Raw genomic sequence first — 18309 nt, 5'->3', positions numbered from 1 at the left:
AAAAGGTATCACTCAGTATAGCATCTCCCTCCCAAATTGTATATTTATTGTCTTTGTGGGTATTCACAGCTTTCATAAAGGACAACCTATACCGATACGAAGCGGCCATTACGCAAAAGAGGGAGCTAATCCGTATGAAGCGAAAACGGTCGTTACTTTTACTGATTGGCTATGGGTTCGCAGCTACTTTATCGATCTTTTATGGACTAATTGAGCGGCACAGTTTGTTTGTCACGTTTGTGTCGTTTCATTTGCTAGTTTGTTTATGCATCCCTTTTCTGCATGGCTGGTGGGAGGGGACGCTGCGGGAGAGCTGGAGTCATGCGTGGGGCCAGTTTGACAAGCGAGGGGCATTTTACGGACTTGCTTTAGGCTTGTTTTTAATTATAGGACTGCTTGCAGGCGCTTGGCTTCTATTGCAACCGGAGGGCAGATCTGAGAACATCCGGCGAATCCTAGTGGATTGGGATCTCAATGATCGATGGATATGGCTGTTTAGCTTTTATTTAGTCTTTGTGAACTCACTGCTGGAGGAATTGTTTTGGCGTGGCTTCGTTTTGCAACGGATGCGGCGGTCATTGTCACAAACGATGGCCATTATTTTATCCAGCTTTTTTTATTCGCTTTATCACTTGATTGTGGCAACGGTCATGTTCGGACTGAAGATAGGGCTAATGATCACCTTCCTAGTCTTTGGTGCAGGAATGATTTGGGGCTGGATGAAAGGCTTGTTTCCTGCGATTTACTCAACGTGGTTTAGTCATATCTTGGCGGATTTAGGGCTTGTGATGGCTGTGCTCTTGTGGATTTATTGAGAGGTGCTGTTGGTGCTGTATGGAAAAAGGAAAGGGGTCTACGGCTGTGCACGAGGAAGAGCTGCGCTTGCGTAAACGATTACTCAGTATTCTTCGGCAAAATAATGAGCACGTCCAGCTTTATTTTGATACATACGGATATACACCTGTGGAGCCGATGCTTGCCTACCTACGAACACTCAAGGGCTGTGCGCTGGTGAGTCGCTCCGATTTATGGCAGGTCGTCGAAAATGACCCCGGAAAACAGATCGAGTGGGACGGTGGTGCTTTAATACGAGCAACTTATGGATTTCTGCCAGCGATAAGCCGTGGCAGACTGACAGAGATGGCTCCTCCTGAGCTGCTTTATTACGGAACTCACCGCAAATTAATACGGCAAGTGCTTTCTGCTGGCTTGTTACCCATCGCAAGTGAGTTTGTTCAGTTAGCGAGAAGCCCCAAAGATATCGGTATGCCAGTGGACGCGTTGTCCCTTTTGAGCGTGAAAGCGCAGGAGGCACATAAAGCCGGCGTTCCTTTTTATCAGGTTAACGACCACTACTTTATGTGCAAGTCACTTCCACCAGCATACTTATTGCCATACACCGACTAGTCGGCTTGGCTTTTTCGGCGTTCCTCTCGAATTTGCAGCTGACGGCTTCTTTCAGCAAAGACATCGCTGCGATCACGCAATGTATGCTTGTTTAGTAAATAGAAATCCTCCATGTTGCTCGCGGTGTCTTTTGGCGAGTTGCGGAGCAGGCAGGCTTCTTCATATGCTTGCTGCAAGCGGCTGTCTGCAATAGGCAAAGACAGGCTGTGATAAGCCTTGCCTTGCTTCAGCTCCTCTAGCCGTTGAACGAGCCGCTCATTTAGGACAGCGCTATCCAAGCCAAGCTGACGAATATCGCTTTGATGCTCATTGACAAGAGCGAGCGCACTCGTGAGCATTTTGATAGCTCCATTATGATTCCCGCGTCTTTGGTGATAAAGCCCTACAGCAATTTGAATCAACCCCACCCAAACAGGCTTACGTTCGTTTGGAGGAGCGCTTTTCCAATATTCTTCAAGAATTTCGTGACATTCAAAATAATCGCGTTCAACATGAAACTGAACCAAATAGTCCAGGTATGGTTGTGGATACATGTGGTCACCTCATTGCTTGGTTTTCAACTGTCAGGTTATATACTATTATAAAGCAAAGAGATGAGAAAATGAGGTGCGAAACCATTTATGACGAGAGAAGAACTGATGGCAGTATTGGAAAAAAAGCGAATGACAGAAATTATAGAGCTGATCGAGGACGCCGAGAACGGTGAATTGGAGGAGCTGGAGCTTGTAGAAAGCCTGGGGCTTTTGATGGATCAGGAATTAAATCGGGAAGTCATCCAGCTGTTGGAAAGCCTCGGGGTTACGATCATCTATGTTAGCGGAGATGAGGAAGACTTCGAGGATGAAGATGACGAAGAGGATGAAAACGATCATTAATAAAATGAACCAACCCTCGTGCAGATTCGAAAGGGTTGGTTCTTTGCTATTCAACTACTTTTGTGTCCAAACCCGGTTTTTATTGCGGGTCGCAGGGAACTTTTCTCCCTTGGAAAGCTCGATGATCATTGGGTCCTGTACCCCTGCTCCTGACTCACCGATTTCCATGTATACAGCGTTTTTTGGAGATTTTTGACCTTCGCGAAAACGGCTGTGTTCTCCCATAAGGATTCCTCCTTCAAGCTTTGTTATATCGAACTTAGTATTTCGTTAGTGGATAAGCTTCATGCTGGAAAAACCGTGACAGACGCTGATTTTCCCACCAGAATAGACAAGTGCCCCGTGCCAATGAACCATCACCTACATACCTTGTAGATGTACCGATCAAGAGGGGGTGAGGTTCAATGGGTTGCGGATGCAGAAAGTCACATTGCAAATGCTACTACAAGAAGTGCTGCAAGAAGAAATATTACAAAAAACATTGCTACTATAAGCCATACTACAAAATGGAGTGCAAGAGCGGTCACGGAAGCTGCGGTCACGGTCATGGACATGGTCATGGAGGATGTGACCACGGTTACGGCTATGGCGGGTCCTCTATGGGTGGTTACGGTGGGTCCTCTATGGGTGGCAAATATTAATAGCGAAAAAGCGCCTTTTGGGGCGCTTTTTTCGTTTTTTCGCAACTTTGCTGCAATTTCGTCGTACACTAAAAATAATCAGATTGTAGGAGGAATCATAATGAGTTATCTGTCGGGAAAAGAGGAGCGTATGTGGGCTGTAATCGTACATTTGTCAGCCCTCATCGGATTTATCATTCCGCTTGGTAATGTGCTCGGTCCGCTGATTGTCTGGCTAGTAAAGCGTGAGGAAGGGGCCTTTTTTGACGCGCATGGAAAAGAAGCTCTGAACTTTAACATCTCCGTTACGATTTACGCGGCGATTTCAAGTCTTTTGCTCGTTATTTTTATCGGCGCATTACTGTTGATCGCTTTGTTCTTATTTTGGATTATATTGGTCGTCATGGCAGCAGTGAAGACGAATGAGGGGAAAGCAACCTCCTTGATCTCGAAATACGAAGGAGTAGGGTAAATCGGTGAAATGGGGTGTCCTGGCATGCTCACGGGTGTTACGGTCGTCGATTTTTCACGCCAACTTCCTGGGCCTATTTGCACGATGAGGCTCGCTGATTTAGGGGCGGAGGTCATTGAGGTAGAGACTTTTCCTGACTATGACCATGGAAGATCTGCCGGTACCACGAATCGAGAGGCTAATGGACAGGAAGGATTTTACCTGCGCTCGCATCGGAATCATAAAAGCATATCCTTGAATTTACGGACGGACGAAGGGAAAGCTCTCGCATTTGCTTTGGCCAAACAAGCTGATGTCGTCGTAGAGAGCTTTCGCCCTGGAGTCTTACGACATCTGGGGCTTGATTATGACAGCTTATGGGCTGTCCATCCTGCGGTTATTTATTGCTCAGTTACCGGTTATGGACAGAGTGGTGAGCTTTCTCAGCTAGGAGGACAAGACCTGAACGTTCAAGCAGTTAGCGGCTTTCTTTCCACCGTTAGGGACGTAGCTGGCATTCCTGTCATCACAGATGCGCCGATAACCGATTTCGCTCTCGGGCTATATGCGAGTGAACAAATATGTGCGGCACTTGTACAGCGTTTACGGACTGGGCGGGGGGCCTACCTCGACGTTGCATCCGCTGATCTTTTTTCATCCTGGATGGGCCTGTTCGCGATCTTTTCTAAATATAAAGAAATGGTTTGGGATCAAGCTAATCGGCAGGGGAGGTTAGCCTATCACGTATTCGAAACCTCGGACGGTCACTATGTAGCTCTTGCTGCTCTGGAAGAGAAATTTTGGCTCAATTTCTGCCGGGCAGTCGGTCGAGAAGACTGGGAGCTGCACCATTTGGCGACAATCATTCAACAGCCTGAGATTTATGAGGAAATGAAAGCGTTGTTCTTATCACGTACCCAAGCGGAGTGGAGTGAGCTTGGAATCGAGGTAGACTGCTGCCTGACAGCAGTGGAAGAGCTGGATAGATGGGCGGACAGCTCGTATGTAACGAGTCGTGAAATTGCGTATACTCTGCCTCTCGTGGAGAAAAAGGAATTGCGTCTGGCAGGGCAAAAGCAAACTCATACGGAGGGAGATCGCAAATCACCTCCATGGTTTACTGATCATACACATGAGCTGTTAAAACGGAAGCTAAACCTGTCAGAAGACGGATTACAACGTCTGGTGAAGCTGGGCGTAATTCCTGGTGCATCTGCGAAAACGGGAAGATTATCCGTTGAGCAGGAATGAATTTTGTGATAGAGTATGTGTATCAAGATCCTGCGATGTACGATAGGCCGTAAATGTTTCTAACCTTATACGTGTTTTTCGGGAGACGGAAATTCGCTGTAGATGTCAGGCCCACCTCCATATGGATGCATGGGAAGGCTGAAGCACGAAAGGGTCACCCACCTGTGTGAGCGCAGGTTATAGAAACATGAGGTCAACGGCAGAGCGGGGACTTGGCTGTATTCAATAAGATTCATGCCTTTTTTAGCATGGGACAAAACCACCTGGAGTCATTCCAGGTGGTTTTTTTGTGGGGGAGGAGGGGCTAGTTTTGATTTCCAGATCCGTGACCCTGGCCCTGATTTTGTTTGACATCCCGTCCGCCGTGGCTGTCCTGTTGATCACCCTGGCCTACAATCGTCAATGATTGTTCCAATGTTTGAGAATCCTTGGCGTCCTGAATGATTTGATACATTTGCAAGAAATTCGCTTTTTGTCCTTCTGGAATTCCTTTGATGCGGACCGTCATTTCTTGTGGGCCGTTTTGCTGGCCACCCTGCCCGCCCTGTCCACCTTGGGAGCTTTGGTTAGAGCCCTCGTTGGAGGTAGGCTGCTCATCTAAAAAGCTGAGAAACATGGAGTCGCTGTCCCCAGAATCTTGTCCGCCTTGCTGGCTCTGGCCTTGACTCTGACTTTGCCCACCACTGTTTCCTTGCCCTCCCTGGCCGCCCTGATCTTGGTCGAACAACACGCTGAATTCATTTAAATCGGTCTGGATGATGCCGATGACGTTCATCCTGATCCCCCTTCCGAAATAAAAATTGATCATTAACCCGGATGTTTGGAGTGATGCACCCCACGATGCTGCAGGTAGCTGTGGTAAAAGTATTCAACCACTGTAATGACGAACGCCGTCAACAACAAGCCAGATAATACATAGGACTGGGCAAACGCAGAGCAGCTTGCCCAAAAGAATGCAAATACGAACAAGAAATCAGCTGTGCTAGCAAATGTGTTGTTCGTTCGCGGCAGGATAAAGGCATCAACCAGAGCGTAAGCAAGCAAGCTGCCAATGATACTGGTCAGCAAGGCAAACGCAAAAGACGTTCCAGACCACAAAAGCCCCGGAACCGCTATGATTCCATTCACTAAGAGCTTGAGTAAGATGTGCAAGGAACGGACACCCCCTTTCATGCTCTTAGTATGAACTTAGGTAGTTTCACTATGCGTGGATGGTGTATTCATTTTCAACTGGCGAATCAGACCTTCCTCAGGAGTGACAAACAGTGTGCGCTGCTGCTCATATATAACATAACCGGGCTTTGCACCACTTGGTTTTTTTACATGCTTGATCAGCGTGTAGTCGACAGGAATCTGACTTCCTTGTTTGGCACGACTGAAGTAAGCAGCGAGCGTAGCTGCTTCGAGCAAAGTTTCATCGGTAAACTCTCGGGCACGAATGACGACATGTGACCCGGGAATATCCTTTGTATGGAGCCATGTATCGTGAGCGGAAGCAAGCTTGTTGGTTAGATACTCATTCTGCTTGTTATTTTTTCCGACGAGGATTTCGGTACCATCGGTTGAAAAATAAACCTCCAGCTCTGGTCGGGTCTCTTTTTTCTTGCGCGGACCGCGTTTTTTACGGTCTCGTACATATCCTTGCTCGACCAGCTCTTCGCGAATTTCTTCGGCTTCTTTTAGGCTGGCGTGAGCGAGCTGAACCAGTAAGCCATCCAAATACAAAATCTCCATTTTCGCCTGCTCAATTTGTTCACCAACGACTTGTAGACTGTTTTTAGCTTTGTTGTAACGCTTGTAGTATGACTGAAGATTTTCCGACGGTGTCTTTAATGGATCTAGCGGAATAGTTAAGGTTCCGCCTGCCTCGTCATACCAGTTGACCGTCACAAGCTCTTTGTCGCCTCGCTTCATCTGATGCATATTTGCTGTAATCAGCTCACCATACAGGCGAAATAATTCGGCGTCATGCGCGTATTGTAGCGTTTGTTCCAGTTTTTCAATCTTTTTCTCATTTTTGTTCCGTTCTCCAGTGACAAAACGGATCAGGTCATGCGCTCGCTGCTTGACTGTATCGCGCAGCGCTTTTCCTCCATAGTAGGCCTGGAGTAGTGCTTGCGTGGTTGGGAAAGGCGTGGTGGACTCTGCTTGAAGATGGGTCAGCTCCACGACATGAAAGTAAGACTTGTCCTTCGTTTCAACGATGTTCGGTACATAAACATGCTGTTTGAATGCATCCATGATCTCTGAAAAGGCCGCCCACAGCGTCTCACGATTGGCCAGACCGGCACGATGAAGAATTTCTTTGGCGAGGAGAGGGCTGATCCCCGTATAGGCATCGACGATCTGCTTGTCCAATCGGCCACTGTTCCAATCAATCGAGGAAATGAAATCCTGCTGACTCGCAGCAAGTGGATCATTTTTGTCCTGGCTGGGAGGAGATATATAGGGACGCCCTGGTGTTACTTGTCGATACTGGCTAATGGCAAGCGTGACATGCATGGCACTATCCAAAATGATTCCAGTCGCAGGGTCAATTAATATAATGTTGCTGTGCTTTCCCATGATTTCCATAATAATACGTCTGACTGCTGTATCACCGAGCTCATCCCGCGTACGCACATCGATATGGATAATTCTCTCCATATCCACTTGTGAAATCGATTCAATCATTCCACCTTCACAATGCTTTCGCAGCAGCATGCAAAACATCGGTGCTTCCAACGGATTGGAGAACTCCTCTGTTGTGATGTGGAGACGAGGGTAGGTAGGATTTGCGGAGAGCAGCAATTTCACTGTTTCTCCTTGTGTTCGTACTTGCATGACAATATCACTGTGGTGGGGTTGATGGATTTTGGAAATTCGTCCACCCACCAGCTTATGTAACTCCCGGGCTACAGCACGGGTTACTACGCCATCAAAAGCCACAATAGGTCACCTCAATCTAAAGAAGAATACATCGAAAAGCGAAATAATATCAGAAGCGTTGCCAGTCACAGTGTAGCACAAAGCATAAGCAAGGAGGAATCTTGTTGTCAGGATACGGCTTCGGTTGACACTGCCAAGACTTGTCTCCTATAATTAATTAACGATTTTACGCCTGTGGAAGTGAAAAATTGTGATTCGAAGCATGACAGGTTATGGAAGAATAGATGAAGTAAAAGGCTCCACACGATTGACAGTCGAGATTCGGGCTGTTAATCATCGGTTTACCGAGATCCTTGTTCGCCTCCCAAAAGCCTGGAGTATGCTGGAGGACCCTATACGCAAGCTGGTCGCCCAGTTTGTCAGGCGGGGTCGTCTCGAAGTAACCGTTTCTTTGGAAGCGATTCAAGCCACTTCAGCCGCTGCCATAAATTGGGATGTGGCAGAGCAGTTTGTTTCGCTGACGCGTGAAATCGACCAGCGATTTTCGCTGGAAACAGTCCTGACAGCCAGGGACGTGTTACTCTTCCCAGGAGTGTTACATACCAAGGAATTAGAAGAAGCAAATGGCGATGAAATAATCGATTGGTTGCTTTCCCAAGTCCAGGCAGCAGCACAAGATTTGCTCTCCATGAAAATGGCAGAGGGAAAACAGCTTTATGCCGACCTGACAAAACGTCTTGAACAAGTGCGTGTGTGGAACCGGGAAATTCAAGCACTGGCTCCACTCGGTGTAGAGGAGTACCACAGCCGCCTGCATCAACGCTTGAATGACTGGGCTGGCCAGGCTCCTTTTGAATTGGACATAGGGCGCATAGCGCAAGAGGTAGCCTTTTTCGCAGACAAAAGTGATATCAGCGAAGAAATTACCCGCTTAGAAAGCCATTGTCATCAGTTCATGGAACAGCTTGAAAAAGACGAGGCGGTCGGGAGAAAACTGGATTTTTTGTTGCAGGAAATGAATCGGGAGGCAAATACAATCGCATCTAAGGCGAATCATTTGCGCATCCAGCATTTGGCAGTTGAGATCAAAAGTGAGCTGGAGAAGATGAAAGAGCAAGTACAGAACGTTGAGTAGGATGAAAGGATGGGCTGGGCCGTCATGGCAATCAAGCTAATCAATATCGGATTTGGCAATATTGTAAATGCCAACCGCATTATTTCTATTGTAAGTCCGGAGTCAGCTCCTATCAAACGGATTATTCAGGAAGCGCGTGACCGTAACATGCTAGTTGACGCAACCTACGGGAGACGGACACGGGCCGTTATTATTACAGATAGCGATCACGTCATTTTGTCGGCAGTACAACCGGAGACGGTAGCACAGCGTCTGACTACGAAGGATGACGAATCGGACGAATAAAGTAGGAGTGTACATAATGAGCATGGTTGATCGTGGTCTTCTTTTAGTTCTTTCCGGACCTGCAGGAGTGGGCAAAGGAACGGTATGCAAGGCGCTTCGAGAAAAAATGCCTGATCTTGTGTATTCTGTTTCAGCAACCACGCGTTCGCCACGTCCAGGAGAAGTAGAGGGAGTCAACTACTTTTTTAAATCAAAAGAACAGTTCCAACAAATGATCGAGGAGGACGCTCTGTTAGAGTGGGCTGAATATGTAGGCAATTTTTACGGAACTCCTCGCCAATTTGTGGATGAAATGCTGGATGAGGGTAAAGATGTTATACTAGAGATCGAAGTTCAGGGTGCATTGCAGGTAAAGGAAAGTTTTCCGCAAGGCACATTCCTGTTTCTTGCCCCGCCTGACCTCCACGAGCTGGAAAACAGAATTATTGGCCGCGGAACGGAGACGGAAGAGGTTATCGCCAAGCGCATGGAAGTGGCGCGTGCAGAGATTGAGCTGATGGATCATTACGATTACGTCGTAGTCAATGATGTGATCGAATCAGCATGTGACCGCATTCAGGCGATTATCACCGCGGAGCATTTGAAAAAAGAACGTCAGGTTCACAAGTATCGTAAATGGCTGAAGGAGGTTGAATAAATTATGTTGTACCCATCTATTGATGAGTTGACAGAAAAAGCGGAAAGCAAATACATCCTGGTGACACTCGCATCCAAGAGAGCAAGACAGCTGCGAGAGAATAGTGAAATCCAGGTAGTGAGACCAAAATCCAAAAAGTTTGTAGGGCTTGCCCTTGAAGAGTTTATCTCCGATGAACTCGTGCACGAATTTCTAGACGGACGCAAATAAGGATTACCACCAAAAAACAACCTCCAAGCAGGTTGTTTTTTTCCGATATGGAGAGAGGGGAGTTTTAGGATGCACTCGCTAGCTGGAAAACGAATCGTACTGGGGGTTTCAGGGGGGATTGCTGCGTACAAGGCAGCAGCGCTCACTAGCAAACTGACTCAGGCTGGTGCTCTTGTGCATGTAATTTTGACGCAAAGCGCCATGCAATTTATACAGCCACTGACGTTCCAGGCTTTATCGCATCTGCCTGTGTATACAGATACATTTACCGAGCCGGACCCGCATGTGATCAGCCATATCGAGCTTGCAGACAAAGCTGATCTCGTGTTGGTCGCTCCGGCAACAGCAAATATCATTGGGAAAATGGCGAACGGAATTGCAGATGACATGCTGACGACGACAATCCTGGCGACAAAAGCATCGGTCATGGTTGCTCCTGCCATGAATGTAAACATGTATGGGCACCCAGCTGTAGCTGCCAACATGGACAAGCTTACAGACTATGGCTATCAGTTCGTCGAGCCTGGTGTAGGACTGCTGGCATGTGGGTGGATTGGCAAAGGGCGCTTGGCGGAGCCAGAGGAAATTGTCGAAGCGGTTGCGGCCTTTTTCGAGAAAAAGCAAGTGCCTGAGCAAACGCAGGATTTGGCAGGCAAGCATGTCTTGGTAACGGCCGGTCCGACACGTGAAAAAATCGATCCGATCCGCTACATTACAAACCATGCTTCCGGCAAAATGGGCTATGCCATTGCAGAGGCTGCACGGGATAGAGGAGCGAAAGTAACACTCGTCAGTGGTCCAACCTCGTTGGAACGCCCTTCTGGTGTCGAGTTCGTTGCCGTTGAATCTGTACAGGATATGTTTGATGCTGTCATGCAGCATTTGCCTGAGAGTGATATCGTGATTAAATCTGCGGCAGTATCGGATTATCGTCCGAAAACAGTCCAAGAGCATAAAATGAAAAAAGGCGACGGACCACTCGTTTTAGAGCTGGATAAAGCGCCAGATATTTTAAAGACGGTCGGGGAGCACAAAACCAAACAATTTGTGGTCGGGTTTGCTGCCGAGACGCAGGATGTTTTAAAGCACGCGCAGTCTAAAATCGAGCGAAAGAACCTCGATATGATCGTAGCCAACAACGTGCTGACTGAGGGTGCAGGCATGGGCAGCGATACGAATGTGGTTACGATTATGACGCGCGCAGGGGAGCAATTGGCACTGGATAAACTAAGCAAGCGAGCTGTGGCTGAGAAAATTTTGGATGCCGTTTTAGTGAAGCTTTCGCAGCGTGCGCTCTCGGAGCTGTCATGATCGCCCAAATCATTGTGGACGTGCCAGTTAATCGGACGAATCGGCCCTTTGACTATCGCGTTCCGGACTGGTTGACCCCGATCATACATGTAGGGAGCCGAGTTATTGTTCCATTCGGTCCACGCAAGCTTCAGGGATATGTAATCAGCATCTCGGAGCAAACGGTTGATCAGGTAGAAAACACGCGCCTAAAAGATGTGGAGCAGGTGCTCGATGATACGCCACCACTCACTGCTGAACTGCTGAAAATGAGTGAATGGATGTCTAAGCAATATTTATGTCCATGGGTCACAGCGGTTCAAGCCATGATTCCAGCCGTACTAAAAGGCAAATCGGAGAAGTGGCTCACGGCAACCGATGCACTAGACGAAGAGACCTGCGGAAAGTCAGGACTGCTGTGGGAGCTCCATCGTAAACGGCATCTGCCGCTTGCAGAGGTAGAAAAGCAGTTTCCGGATGAATATATGCTCGTGCCCGGCTGGATTCACAGCGGTCTTTTGGCAACGGAATACCAGGTGACAGACCGGATTACTCGCAAGCAGCAGTCCTTCGTGAAATGCTTGCTGGAGAAGACGCAGCTTGAGGAAGCGATTGCTTCTTTGCCTGCTCGTGCTGAACAAATGCGCCGGGTCCTTCAGCTTTTTGCCGAGCATGAGGGGCAGGCCTTTTCTGTGCAGATGATGCGAGATGAGCATGGGATCAGCCGTTCCCCGTTGAAAAGTCTTGAAGCCAAAGGCTGGATCGCCATCGAGCAGGTCGAGGTGTATCGTGATCCGTATGCCAACAGGAGATTCTCTGAGAAAGCGAAGCCAGAGTTCACTCCGTTGCAGCAAGAAGTATTGGCACCGATTTTGCAATCTATTCAATCCCATACCTACGCCTCTTATTTGCTCCATGGGGTGACTGGCAGCGGCAAGACGGAGGTCTATCTAGAGGCGATTGAGCAAACCTTGGCAAAAGGACGCGAGGCGATCTTTCTCGTACCGGAAATCTCGCTGACGCCTCAGATGGTGGAGCGGTTCAAAGGCCGTTTTGGTGCAGATGTAGCTGTTTTGCATAGTGCCTTGTCTTCTGGTGAGCGCTTTGATGAATGGCGTAAAATCATTCGCAAGCAAGTAAAGGTCGTAGTCGGTGCACGTTCAGCTATTTTTGCCCCGTTTCAAAATGTCGGTCTGATCGTCATCGATGAAGAGCACGAAAGCTCGTATAAACAAGAAGAAACGCCGCGTTATCACGCACGAGAAGTGGCAATATGGCGAGCAAAGGAAAATGACGCAGTCCTAGTGATGGGAAGTGCAACCCCTGCGTTGGAGACATACGCCCTGGCGACGCGAGGAAGATACACGCTACTGCAGATGCCTGACCGCGTAGGGAACCGACCAATGCCAGAGGTGCATGTCGTGGATATGCGAGAGGAGCTGCAAGCCCAGAATCGCTCGATGTTCAGCCGCAAGCTTCACGAAATGATTGAAGATCGCTTGCGAAAAGAACAGCAGATGGTGATTTTTCTCAATCGGCGCGGCTTTTCTACGTTTGTGATGTGCCGCTCCTGCGGGTACACGATGCGTTGCATACATTGCGATATCTCGCTCACCTATCATAAAACGAATCATACGGCGCGTTGTCATTATTGCGGGTATACGATTGCCCAGCCTGCTCATTGTCCTGAGTGTCAAAGCGAGCATATTCGCTTTTTTGGTACAGGAACGCAAAAAGTGGAGATGGAGTTGGCGAAGCTTTTTCCAGGAATTCGCGTCATTCGGATGGATGTCGACACAACCTCTCGGAAGGGCTCGCATGAAGAGCTGCTGAATAAGTTTCGTTCGGGCCTGGGTGACGTGCTGCTCGGTACGCAAATGATTGCAAAAGGACTTGATTTCCCACGCGTGACGCTGGCTGGTATTATTGCTGCTGATACATCCTTGCATCTGCCGGATTTTCGGGCTGCAGAAAAAACATTTCAGCTGCTGACGCAAGTAGGCGGACGTGCGGGACGTCATGAACTGGCAGGAGATGTGGTCATCCAGACCTATACTCCGGAGCACTACAGCATCATGCATGCTACCAAGCATGACTATCCTGCCTTCTATCACGATGAAATGCTGCAGCGCCGGCGCACTGGGTATCCGCCTTATTTCCGTTTGGTGTTAATCACCTTTAGCCATGAGGATGTTCCGGTTGTCATTCGTGGTGCGCATACGATGGCTGATTATTTGCGACAGCGTTTGGCGCAAACGACGATCCTGCTCGGACCTGTGGCATCGCCGATTGCTCGTGTGAAGGATAGATTTCGCTTTCAGATCATGCTAAAATATCGGGATGAACCGCATTTGGCTGAATTGCTTTCTCAGGCAACAGCTGCATTTGAAGAATGGAACAAACAGCAGAAGGTACTGATGACCATAGATGTTGATCCGTATGTACTGCTTTAGGGAGGATATGAATCACATGGCTATTCGCACAATTGTTAAACATCCTGACGCCATCCTGCGAGAAAAAGCGATGGTTGTAACGAAGTTCAACTCTAACCTGCACAAGCTGCTCGATGATATGGCAGATACGATGTACGATGCAGATGGAGTGGGCCTCGCTGCACCACAGGTAGGTATTTCCAAGCGCGTAATCGTGATGGATTGTGGCGAGGGACTTATCGAAATCGTAAATCCTGAGATCGTGGAGCACAAAGGCGAGCAATTCGATTATCCAGAAGGCTGCCTTAGCATCCCTGGACTTCGTGGGGATGTACGCCGCCACAAGTGGATTAAACTGCGCGGACAGGATCGCTTTGGGAATGAAATTGAATTGGAAGCAGATGATTTGCTGTCCCGTTGCTCCCAGCACGAGATTGATCACTTGAACGGCGTATTGTTCATCGATGTCGCTGACAAAGTGTATCAAATCAGCCCGGACGAGGAAGGGGAATAAATCATTTGAAAGATGCTCGTATATTGTTTATGGGAACCCCTGATTTTGCGGTAGCAAGTCTGGAAGCCCTGCTGGAAGCTGGCTACAATGTGATCGGAGTCGTAACCCAACCAGATCGTCCCGTAGGACGCAAGCAAGTGTTGACGCCGCCCCCCGTCAAGGAGGCGGCTTTGCGTCATGGACTGCCTGTATTGCAGCCAGAAAAAATTAAAGTGGAAGAGGCGCTGGAAGAAGTGTTGGCACTCTCTCCTGATTTAATCGTGACAGCAGCCTATGGACAAATCCTGCCCAAGCGCTTGCTGGATGCACCTAAGCACGGCTGCATCAACGTCCATGCTTCCTTGCTTCCGAAATACCGTGGAGGCGCTCCTATCCATAAATCGATCGTAGAAGGCGAAAAGGAATCCGGTGTAACCATCATGTACATGGTGGAAGCTCTTGATGCGGGGGACATGCTGTCCAAGGTCGTCGTTCCAATAGAGGAACGGGATACAGTTGGTCTTTTGCATGACAAGCTGGCTGCTGCAGGCTCTGCACTCTTGTTGGAGACGATTCCACAGCTATTGGCAGGTTCGATCGAGGCACAGCCTCAAAACCATGATGAAGCTACATTTGCTCCCAATATCAAGCGCACAGACGAGCGCATTGACTGGACGCGCACAGCCGAGCAAATTTACAACCAGGTCCGCGGCTTGAATCCTTGGCCGGTTGCTTTTACATCGTACCAAGGCAAGGTCTGGAAACTATGGTGGGTGGAAAAGCTAGTAGGACAGGCAGCAGAAAACGAGCCAGGCACCATCGTTGCAAGAGAAGAGGATGGCTTGATCGTAGCCTGCGGCGACGGTGCGGTAAAAATTACGGAATTGCAACCAGAAGGAAAAAAACGTATGAGTGCTCTCGATTTTTTGCGTGGAGCGGGCGCAAACATTGAAATCGGCACAAAGGTAGGAGAATAGTCCGTGGCAAAAAAGGGAGCAAGAGATATCGCCCTGGATGTACTGAACAGGGTAGAAGAGCATAAATCTTACAGCAATCTTGAGCTGCGGAGTGTTCTGGATCGCACAGAGCTGAATGCTTCTGATGTTGGGCTTGTAACAGAGCTGGTGTACGGCACGATCCAACGCAAATTAACGCTGGATCACGTGCTGTCCCATTTTGTCGGAGGGAAAAAGATACAGGCTTGGGTGCGCAACCTTTTGCGTCTGAGTCTGTATCAGATTCGCTTTTTGGATCGGATTCCTGAGCGTGCGGCGGTACACGAGGCTGTAGAGATTGCGAAAAAACGTGGGCATCAAGGGATTGCGTCGATGGTAAATGGTGTGTTGCGCAACGTTTTGCGTCAACCTGACGTATGGGATCGAATCCCTGAAGGTAATGCTGCTCTACGTATCTCCGTGGCATTTTCCCATCCAGAATGGCTGGTTCGCCAGTGGATCAAGGAATACGGGGAAGAGACGACAAAAGCTATCTGCGAAGCGAACAATCGCACGCCACACAGCTCGATTCGGGTAAATGCACTGAAAGTCAAAAAGGACGAGCTTTTGGCGCAGCTAGCAGAGGAAGGCGGAGCGGTAAACGAGTCGGCTTTGAGCCCAGATGGTTTGCTGATCGAAGGCGGTCATGCAGCCGGTACGCGCTGGTTTAAAGACGGGTTTTTTACCATCCAGGATGAAAGCTCCATGCTGGTAGCGCCAGCGCTCGCGCCAAAGCCAGGCATGAGGGTTCTGGATGCTTGTGCGGCTCCAGGTGGGAAAACGACTCATGTAGCGGAGTTGATGGGGAATCAGGGGCAAATCATCGCCAGTGATGTTCACCCTCACAAACGTGATTTGATTGCGAGTGCAGCGAAAAGACTCGGAATTACCATCATTGAGCCCATCGTCAGTGATGCGCTTGATTTGCCTGAAAAAGGACTGGGTACATTTGACCGAATTTTGCTGGATGCACCATGCTCTGGCTTTGGGGTCATCCGGCGCAAACCGGACCTGAAATGGAACAAGACACCTGAGGATGTTCGGGCAATCGCGCAGCTGCAATATGAGCTATTGAAGAGTCTTTCCACAATGCTGGCTCCAGGCGGCGTAATGGTTTACAGCACGTGTACGATTGAGCCAAAAGAAAATCAGGACATCATTCGTCGGTTTATTGCTGAGCATCCGGAATTTATGCTGGATGATACGCTTCGGGATGATCTACCGCAAGCCGTTCGTGACAAGGTGGATGAAACGGGAGCGTATATACAAATTTTGCCCCATGACTTTGACAGTGACGGCTTCTTTATTGCGCGATTGAAACGGAAAAAATAAGCAAAGAAGGGGTGGCGCATTGGTTGGATGAGTGCCACTCCTTTCCTTTGTTTGCGGTCCTGTAGATTTGTTTACACTAGGAAAAGCGACGCATTTGTTAATTGGATGTCGAAACCGTTTGAAGCGAGACGCCAGTAGAGGTACAATGATAGAATGACAATTTAAGCAATGATTTTTTGAGGATGTGAAAAACAGCAATGCCGCTTACAACATTTACGAGCGCAAAGCCGCTCATTTACAGTTTGACGCAAGATGAAATGAAAGCATGGCTCACTGAAATTGGAGACAAAGCATTTCGCGCCCAGCAAATTTTTGACTGGCTCTATGTAAAGCGCGTGACTTCTTTTGATGAAATGAGCAATCTATCCAAGGATTTGCGTCAAAAGCTGTCCGATACATTCCGGATGGACCCGTTAAAAGAAATTACTCATCAGGAATCTCAAGACGGAACGATCAAGTTTTTGTTCCAGCTGGTCGACGGACATGCCATTGAAACGGTAATTATGCGTCATAACTATGGAAACAGCATCTGTGTGACTACACAGGTTGGCTGCCGGATTGGCTGTACGTTTTGCGCATCAACACTCGGCGGGCTAAAACGTAACCTGGATGCAGGTGAAATCGTATCTCAAGTATTGATGGCTCAGCGCAGACTGGACGCAGATGGCGAGCGTGTAAGCCACGTCGTCGTTATGGGTATTGGAGAGCCGTTTGAGAACTTCGAGAGCTTGATGGCCTTCCTGTCTGTCATCAACGACAACCGTGGATTGAACATAGGTGCACGCCATATCACGGTCTCCACCAGTGGTATTGTGCCAAAAATTTATGAGTTTGCTGAAAGAGGCGGACAAGTGAATCTGGCTATTTCTCTGCACGCTCCAAACACAGAGCTGCGTAGTAGCCTGATGCCAATCAACCGTGGCTTTCCGCTTGCCAAGCTGATGGAAGCCTGCCATCATTACATTAACAAAACAGGTCGTCGAATCAGCTTTGAATATGGCCTGTTTGGAGGAAAAAACGATCAGCCAGAGCATGCCGAAGAGCTGGCTAGCCTGATCGGCGACATGCTGTGCCACGTCAATCTGATCCCGGTAAACTATGTGCCGGAGCGTGATTATGTACGTACACCGCGTGACGAGATTTTTCAGTTCAAACGTATTTTGGAGGATAAGGGAATCAATGTGACCATCAGACGCGAGCAAGGCAGCGATATTGCAGCTGCATGTGGACAATTGAGGGCACAACACGCTAAAGAAACCGTGGGGTGATGCCATGGATATCGCGATGAAATCCCATGTCGGTCGCATCCGACAGGTAAACGAAGATTATTTTGCCTGTGTAGAGGACCTGAACGGACGTGTACTGGCAGTAGTAGCAGATGGAATGGGCGGTCATCAGGCTGGCGATATCGCCAGCAGGCTCGCTGTTGAGAGAATAGTAAAAGAACTGCGCCATTTGGATAAGGATATAGACGGAGAGGACGCGCGTGAGCAACTGATGAACGCCGTCCTGCTCGCCAATAAAGAGGTTTATGAGTATGCAGAGGAGCATCCGGAATGTAATGGCATGGGTACGACAGTTGTTGCTGCCTTGCTTGGTCCTAGCTCAGTCATAACTGCACATATTGGCGACAGCCGTCTGTATCACTTTAGCCAGGATGGTCTTGTCATGAAAACAGAAGATCACTCCCTTGTGAACGAGCTGCTAAAAAATGGACAGATTACGCCAGAAGAAGCATCTGTTCATCCTCATCGCAATGTGATCATGCGATCGCTTGGAACGGAACCGGATGTATTGATTGATCTGGGACAGTTTTCATGGTCAGATGGCGATGTTGTTCTTATTTGCTCAGATGGACTGAGCAATAAGGTTAGCAGCAGTTCCTTGGAAGAGTGGTTGAATAGAATGGTATCGTTGCAAGCAAAGGTGGACGGCCTCGTAGACGAGGCATTGACAGCCGGTGGAGAAGATAACATCACACTGGTAGCCGTCCGAAATACGCCTGATACCAGTCAGAAAGAGGGGTGA

Annotated in this window: 21 protein-coding genes and 1 other RNA gene; 17 read left to right on the top strand and 5 right to left on the bottom strand. The window is 48.5% G+C overall.

Translation table 11 applies throughout. The annotated features are described in order from the left end of the window. Positions 1–134 precede the first annotated feature (134 nt). Positions 135–815, top strand: a complete 681-nt coding sequence (locus tag C3B52_RS16940) for a CPBP family intramembrane glutamic endopeptidase (protein WP_103107787.1) — start codon at positions 135–137, stop codon at positions 813–815. A gap of 19 nt (positions 816–834) precedes the next feature. Beyond that, positions 835–1407: an RNA 2'-phosphotransferase gene (locus tag C3B52_RS16935; protein ID WP_103107588.1), complete on the top strand. Its 573-nt coding sequence runs from the start codon at positions 835–837 to the stop codon at positions 1405–1407. Here C3B52_RS16935 and C3B52_RS16930 read toward each other — a convergent pair. Next, a complete protein-coding gene (locus C3B52_RS16930) occupies positions 1404–1940 on the bottom strand; it encodes a DUF309 domain-containing protein (RefSeq protein WP_103107587.1) in 537 nt (178 codons plus the stop codon). The two genes, C3B52_RS16935 and C3B52_RS16930, sit on opposite strands and share 4 nt — an antisense overlap. 87 nt (positions 1941–2027) lie before the next feature. Between C3B52_RS16930 and C3B52_RS16925 the strand changes: the two genes are divergently transcribed. Beyond that, positions 2028–2282 (top strand): hypothetical protein, encoded by a 255-nt coding sequence (locus tag C3B52_RS16925; RefSeq protein WP_103107586.1) that lies wholly within the window; start codon positions 2028–2030, stop codon positions 2280–2282. A gap of 54 nt (positions 2283–2336) precedes the next feature. On the opposite strand, the gene C3B52_RS16920 is transcribed toward C3B52_RS16925, so the two are convergent. After that, on the bottom strand, positions 2337–2507 hold the full coding sequence (locus C3B52_RS16920) for a YjzC family protein (protein ID WP_103107585.1): 171 nt from the start codon (positions 2505–2507) through the stop codon (positions 2337–2339). Between the two features lie 321 nt (positions 2508–2828). On the opposite strand from C3B52_RS16920, the gene C3B52_RS37355 reads away from it, so the two are divergent. The 3 genes from C3B52_RS37355 to ssrS all read left to right on the top strand — a co-directional run bounded on the left by C3B52_RS37355 (position 2829) and on the right by ssrS (position 4819). After that, positions 2829–3374 (top strand): DUF4870 domain-containing protein, encoded by a 546-nt coding sequence (locus C3B52_RS37355; protein ID WP_235615752.1) that lies wholly within the window; start codon positions 2829–2831, stop codon positions 3372–3374. A 24-nt stretch (positions 3375–3398) separates the two neighbouring features. Continuing rightward, positions 3399–4604, top strand: a complete 1206-nt coding sequence (locus C3B52_RS16910) for a CaiB/BaiF CoA transferase family protein (RefSeq protein WP_103107584.1) — start codon at positions 3399–3401, stop codon at positions 4602–4604. Between the two features lie 24 nt (positions 4605–4628). Continuing rightward, positions 4629–4819, top strand: a non-coding RNA gene (gene ssrS, locus C3B52_RS16905) — 6S RNA. A gap of 89 nt (positions 4820–4908) precedes the next feature. Here the strand turns inward: ssrS and C3B52_RS16900 are convergent. From C3B52_RS16900 to C3B52_RS16890, 3 genes are read right to left on the bottom strand one after another with little or no spacing between them, the layout of a single operon-like run. Continuing rightward, the gene (locus C3B52_RS16900; protein WP_103107583.1) at positions 4909–5379 is read right to left on the bottom strand and encodes a hypothetical protein; all 471 of its coding nucleotides are present in this window, start codon (positions 5377–5379) and stop codon (positions 4909–4911) included. 32 nt (positions 5380–5411) lie between these two features. Further along, complete coding sequence (locus tag C3B52_RS16895; protein WP_103107582.1) at positions 5412–5756, bottom strand: DUF2512 family protein; 345 nt, start codon at positions 5754–5756, stop codon at positions 5412–5414. A gap of 36 nt (positions 5757–5792) precedes the next feature. Then, positions 5793–7532: an Rqc2 family fibronectin-binding protein gene (locus tag C3B52_RS16890; protein WP_103107581.1), complete on the bottom strand. Its 1740-nt coding sequence runs from the start codon at positions 7530–7532 to the stop codon at positions 5793–5795. Between the two features lie 190 nt (positions 7533–7722). Between C3B52_RS16890 and C3B52_RS16885 the strand changes: the two genes are divergently transcribed. From C3B52_RS16885 to C3B52_RS16835, 11 genes are all read left to right on the top strand, one after another. Next, entirely contained in the window at positions 7723–8607 is an 885-nt protein-coding gene (locus C3B52_RS16885) for a YicC/YloC family endoribonuclease (protein WP_103107580.1), read from the top strand. A 24-nt stretch (positions 8608–8631) separates the two neighbouring features. Next, a complete protein-coding gene (gene remA, locus C3B52_RS16880; protein WP_015891999.1) occupies positions 8632–8892 on the top strand; it encodes an extracellular matrix/biofilm regulator RemA in 261 nt (86 codons plus the stop codon). Positions 8893–8908: 16 nt separating this feature from the next. Then, entirely contained in the window at positions 8909–9529 is a 621-nt protein-coding gene (gene gmk / locus C3B52_RS16875) for a guanylate kinase (RefSeq protein WP_103107579.1), read from the top strand. A gap of 3 nt (positions 9530–9532) precedes the next feature. Beyond that, positions 9533–9739 carry a DNA-directed RNA polymerase subunit omega gene (gene rpoZ / locus C3B52_RS16870; RefSeq protein ID WP_103107578.1) on the top strand — a complete coding sequence of 69 codons (207 nt, stop codon included), beginning with the start codon at positions 9533–9535 and terminating at the stop codon, positions 9737–9739. A gap of 69 nt (positions 9740–9808) precedes the next feature. Then, positions 9809–11050, top strand: coding sequence for a bifunctional phosphopantothenoylcysteine decarboxylase/phosphopantothenate--cysteine ligase CoaBC (gene coaBC, locus C3B52_RS16865; protein WP_103107577.1), 1242 nt, complete (start codon positions 9809–9811; stop codon positions 11048–11050). Then, on the top strand, positions 11047–13482 hold the full coding sequence (priA, locus tag C3B52_RS16860) for a primosomal protein N' (RefSeq protein WP_103107576.1): 2436 nt from the start codon (positions 11047–11049) through the stop codon (positions 13480–13482). The genes coaBC and priA overlap by 4 nt, the downstream gene beginning before the upstream one ends. Before the next feature lie 16 nt (positions 13483–13498). Beyond that, positions 13499–13975 (top strand): peptide deformylase, encoded by a 477-nt coding sequence (gene def, locus C3B52_RS16855; RefSeq protein ID WP_103107575.1) that lies wholly within the window; start codon positions 13499–13501, stop codon positions 13973–13975. Between the two features lie 5 nt (positions 13976–13980). Continuing rightward, on the top strand, positions 13981–14931 hold the full coding sequence (gene fmt / locus C3B52_RS16850) for a methionyl-tRNA formyltransferase (RefSeq protein ID WP_103107574.1): 951 nt from the start codon (positions 13981–13983) through the stop codon (positions 14929–14931). Between the two features lie 3 nt (positions 14932–14934). Next, complete coding sequence (gene rsmB / locus C3B52_RS16845; RefSeq protein WP_103107573.1) at positions 14935–16281, top strand: 16S rRNA (cytosine(967)-C(5))-methyltransferase RsmB; 1347 nt, start codon at positions 14935–14937, stop codon at positions 16279–16281. 197 nt (positions 16282–16478) lie between these two features. Continuing rightward, complete coding sequence (gene rlmN / locus C3B52_RS16840) at positions 16479–17549, top strand: 23S rRNA (adenine(2503)-C(2))-methyltransferase RlmN (RefSeq protein WP_103107572.1); 1071 nt, start codon at positions 16479–16481, stop codon at positions 17547–17549. Between the two features lie 4 nt (positions 17550–17553). Further along, positions 17554–18309, top strand: a complete 756-nt coding sequence (locus C3B52_RS16835; protein ID WP_103107571.1) for a Stp1/IreP family PP2C-type Ser/Thr phosphatase — start codon at positions 17554–17556, stop codon at positions 18307–18309.

It is taken from the genome of Brevibacillus reuszeri, assembly GCF_002897295.1.
Lineage (GTDB): Bacteria > Bacillota > Bacilli > Brevibacillales > Brevibacillaceae > Brevibacillus > Brevibacillus reuszeri_A.
The sequence above is the reverse complement of the archived record's forward strand: the minus strand, read 5'-3'. Positions and strand labels throughout refer to the sequence as shown.

Coding starts and splice junctions, on each gene's coding strand:
- C3B52_RS16940 (WP_103107787.1), top strand. CDS start 135: ATGAAGCGAAAACGGTCGTTACTTTTACTGATTGGCTATGGGTTCGCA.
- C3B52_RS16935 (WP_103107588.1), top strand. CDS start 835: ATGGAAAAAGGAAAGGGGTCTACGGCTGTGCACGAGGAAGAGCTGCGC.
- C3B52_RS16930 (WP_103107587.1), bottom strand. CDS start 1,940: ATGTATCCACAACCATACCTGGACTATTTGGTTCAGTTTCATGTTGAA.
- C3B52_RS16925 (WP_103107586.1), top strand. CDS start 2,028: ATGACGAGAGAAGAACTGATGGCAGTATTGGAAAAAAAGCGAATGACA.
- C3B52_RS16920 (WP_103107585.1), bottom strand. CDS start 2,507: ATGGGAGAACACAGCCGTTTTCGCGAAGGTCAAAAATCTCCAAAAAAC.
- C3B52_RS37355 (WP_235615752.1), top strand. CDS start 2,829: ATGGACATGGTCATGGAGGATGTGACCACGGTTACGGCTATGGCGGGT.
- C3B52_RS16910 (WP_103107584.1), top strand. CDS start 3,399: ATGCTCACGGGTGTTACGGTCGTCGATTTTTCACGCCAACTTCCTGGG.
- C3B52_RS16900 (WP_103107583.1), bottom strand. CDS start 5,379: ATGAACGTCATCGGCATCATCCAGACCGATTTAAATGAATTCAGCGTG.
- remA (WP_015891999.1), top strand. CDS start 8,632: ATGGCAATCAAGCTAATCAATATCGGATTTGGCAATATTGTAAATGCC.
- gmk (WP_103107579.1), top strand. CDS start 8,909: ATGAGCATGGTTGATCGTGGTCTTCTTTTAGTTCTTTCCGGACCTGCA.
- rpoZ (WP_103107578.1), top strand. CDS start 9,533: ATGTTGTACCCATCTATTGATGAGTTGACAGAAAAAGCGGAAAGCAAA.
- coaBC (WP_103107577.1), top strand. CDS start 9,809: ATGCACTCGCTAGCTGGAAAACGAATCGTACTGGGGGTTTCAGGGGGG.
- priA (WP_103107576.1), top strand. CDS start 11,047: ATGATCGCCCAAATCATTGTGGACGTGCCAGTTAATCGGACGAATCGG.
- def (WP_103107575.1), top strand. CDS start 13,499: ATGGCTATTCGCACAATTGTTAAACATCCTGACGCCATCCTGCGAGAA.
- rlmN (WP_103107572.1), top strand. CDS start 16,479: ATGCCGCTTACAACATTTACGAGCGCAAAGCCGCTCATTTACAGTTTG.
- C3B52_RS16835 (WP_103107571.1), top strand. CDS start 17,554: ATGGATATCGCGATGAAATCCCATGTCGGTCGCATCCGACAGGTAAAC.